Here is a 3,051-nt window from a genome sequence, read left to right on the forward strand (position 1 = left end):
CGGGCACCGGCGCCGTCGTCGGCGGGGTGTCCCGCGGGACGACCTACGACCTGACCGCGGTACTCCCGGACCAGCCGACGCAGGGCCAGCTCGCCTCGGCGAAGCCGGGGACGGCGCAGCTCCCCGCGCTCCGCGGTGTCCCGGACGCGGTGCGCGACACCGTCGAGGCGTACACGGACGGTGCGGGGTCGGACGGCGCGAAGCTCGTCGCGATGCTGGAGCAACTGCGCCGGACGGGATACGTGAGCCACGGTGTCGGTGACGACCGCGCGAGCCGGTCCGGACACGGCGCCGACCGGATCACCGAGCTGCTGACCTCAGCCCTCATGGTCGGGGACCAGGAGCAGTACGCGGTCGCCGCGGCGCTGATGGCCGAGCAGATCGGCTTCCCGACACGGGTCGTGCTCGGGTTCGCGGAGGGTGGCGACTCCGGCGCCGACGCGGCTTCCGACGGCGGGACGACGACGTTCACGGGCTCGGACGTCACCGCTCGCATCGAGGTCGACACGGCGCAGTGGGGATGGGTCATGCTCAACCCCAACCCGACCGTCCGGAAGATCCCGGACGCGCAGCAGGAGACCCCGAAGCCGGTCACCCGCCCGGAGACCGTCGTGCCCCCGCCGCCGGCCGACCAGCAGGACCAGGACCAGCAGGCGCCGCCGCAGAGCGACCGCGACACGCCGCCGGTGCAGCCGCTCTGGCTCCAGATCCTCCTCGCCGTGCTCCCGTGGGTGGCCGGGGTCCTCGCGGTCGCCGCGCTCGTGCTCCTGCCGTTCGCCGTGATCGTCCTGGTCAAGCGGATCCGACGCCGGCGTCGACGTCGGGCTCCGTCGCCACGCGGTCGGATCGTCGGGGCGTGGGACGAGTACCGCGATGCGCTCCTCGACCGCGGACACGTGGTGGCACCCTCGGCGACCCGCCGCGAGAGCGTCCGCGGCGCGCCGGGGGAGGGCGGCCCCGGGTTGGCGGCCCTGGCCGATCGCGCGGTCTTCGGGCCGAGCGAGGTCGACGCACCGACCGCGGACCGGATGTGGCGGGCGACCGACGAGGCGATCACCAGCCTGCGCACCGGGCGCACCCGTCGGGAACGGTTCCGGACGGCCGTGTCCCTCCGCTCCCTCCGGCTCGGCGACGTCCGCCGGGCGGCGGTCGACGGCCGGGTCGGCCTCGTCTCCTCGAAGGGCGGTCGGACCTCGCGTGACTACGATGGCCGGAGGCCGATCGGACATCGTGGACGACAGCGCGAGGAAGGTCGACCGAGTGAGGACAGAGGCACCACGTGATCAGATGCGAACACTGCGGCTCGGCGTTGCCGGACGGAGCGATCTTCTGCGGTGAGTGCGGACGTGCGGTGACGGCGACCGCGAACCGACGTCCGGCCGCCAGCGCCCCGGTCGAGCAGGGGCCGCCGCCGCGCTTCCTCCAGCCCGACGTGCACGGCCGTCGTCCGGACCCGGCGGCGGATGCCTGGCTCCCGGAGTCGACCCTGGACCCGGCGACCCGCGCTTGGCTCACCGGTGATGACCGCCCCGGTGCCCGGCGTCAGGCGGCGCCCGCGCAGCCCTCGACCCCTTCCGCCGGGTACGAGTCCCGACAGCCGGAATCCGGACAGCCGGCGCCCGGTCTGCCGACGGGCGGTGAGCCTGCGCCCGGCCCGCGGACCGGCGGTCAGCCAGCGTGGGCGCAGTCGCCGGTGCCGTCCTTCGAGCAAGAGCCGCCGCTCGACCCCGACGCCTTCGCTCCCGGCTCCGCGTCGTCGGCGCCCGAGGACGACCCCGAGGTGACCCGCGTCGCGGACCGTGCACCGCGGGCCCCGGGCTCCGACCGCGGGCACCAGCCGACCCCGGACGAGCCCGTCTGGCAGCCGCCGGCCCAGCAGTCGACCCCGGCATGGCAGCCTCCCGCACCGGAGGCCGCGCCCGCCGCGCCCTCGACGCGGTCCTGGTGGATCGGCCGCTCGGCCGCGCCCGCCCAGGAGGAGCCCGGAGACCGGGCCGGCTCAGGCACCCCGTCGGCGACGCCGGGGCAGGACCAGCCGAGCAACGCCGCGGACGCTGCTCTCGCGGCGGAGCGTCCGGCCCCGGTCGCTTCGCCGCCACAGCCCGGGGACACCGCCGTCGTGGAGCCGCTCGTCGATCGCCGCCCCGCGCCCCAGCGTCCGGTCCCGCTCGTGACCCCGGGTTCCGCCGGTGCCACATGCCACGTGTGCGGCCACGCGCTCGAGCCGGACGACATCTTCTGCAGCAACTGCGGCGCTGTCCGCCCCGCGGTCACGGCGGCCTTCACCGGCCCGGTCGTCCCGCTCCCCGTCGCCCGCCCGGACTGGGCTGCCGAGGACGAGGGACCGGGCGAGGACGAGGCTGCGGCCGAGGACGACGAGCAGTCGGACGCTCGCGAGCGGGATGGCAACGCCTCGGACGACGTGATCGCGGACGACGACGAGGTCGCGGACCGCGACGGACCATCCGAGCGCGACGCCGCCCTGCACCACGCAGCGGTCGCGGGTGACGAGCCTGAGCCCGAGCCGACTGCCGGAGCAGGTCGACCGTCGGAGCACACGGCGACCGAGGCGACGCCGGATGCGACGGCTGACGGGGCGTCGTCCGCGCCGGACGACGACCACCTCTTCCGCGCGGCCGTGCGGCCACGAGGACTGCACGCGGCGCCGGTGTCGACGGACAGCGCGGGCGAGGCCCAGGCCGCCGACGACCCTGCCGGAGCACCCGAGGGCGCGGGGGATGCCGCCGCACCGATCACACCCGTGCCGCGGGCCGCACCGCTCCCGCCGATCCCCGGGATGCCCGACCACGGGCAGACCGCGGCTCCTGAGCGCCCCGCCCCGCCGCTCCAGCGTCCATCCGTGCCGTCCAGCGCCGGTACTGACCTCGATGACGGCGACGTGCCCGACGACAGCGACGACCAGGACGTCGACGAGACCCGGATCGTGTCCAAGACCCCGACCCACGCGCCGGTCGTGCTGCACTTCAGCACGGCGAGCGGTTCGGCGTCCACGGCACCGGGCTCCTCGGGCGCTGCCCCGGCCGCAGCCGG

Annotated in this window: 2 protein-coding genes and 1 pseudogene; all 3 read left to right on the plus strand. The window is 76.2% G+C overall.

Annotation, left to right across the window (positions count from 1 at the left end; genetic code table 11):
- Nucleotides 1-1,283 (plus strand): transglutaminase domain-containing protein (locus tag I59_RS15675; RefSeq protein ID WP_022904677.1); only part of this gene is annotated, 1,283 nt, incomplete at its 5' end.
- Nucleotides 1,280-1,348, plus strand: a pseudogene (locus I59_RS23940) (zinc-ribbon domain-containing protein); the annotation flags it as partial. The gene I59_RS15675 and the pseudogene I59_RS23940, both read left to right, overlap by 4 nt.
- Before the next feature lie 345 nt (nt 1,349-1,693).
- The coding region (locus I59_RS15680; protein WP_376764456.1) for a zinc-ribbon domain-containing protein at nt 1,694-3,051 on the plus strand (1,358 nt) is incomplete at its 3' end.

Source organism: Curtobacterium sp. B8 (assembly GCF_000333315.1).
Lineage (GTDB): Bacteria > Actinomycetota > Actinomycetes > Actinomycetales > Microbacteriaceae > Curtobacterium > Curtobacterium luteum.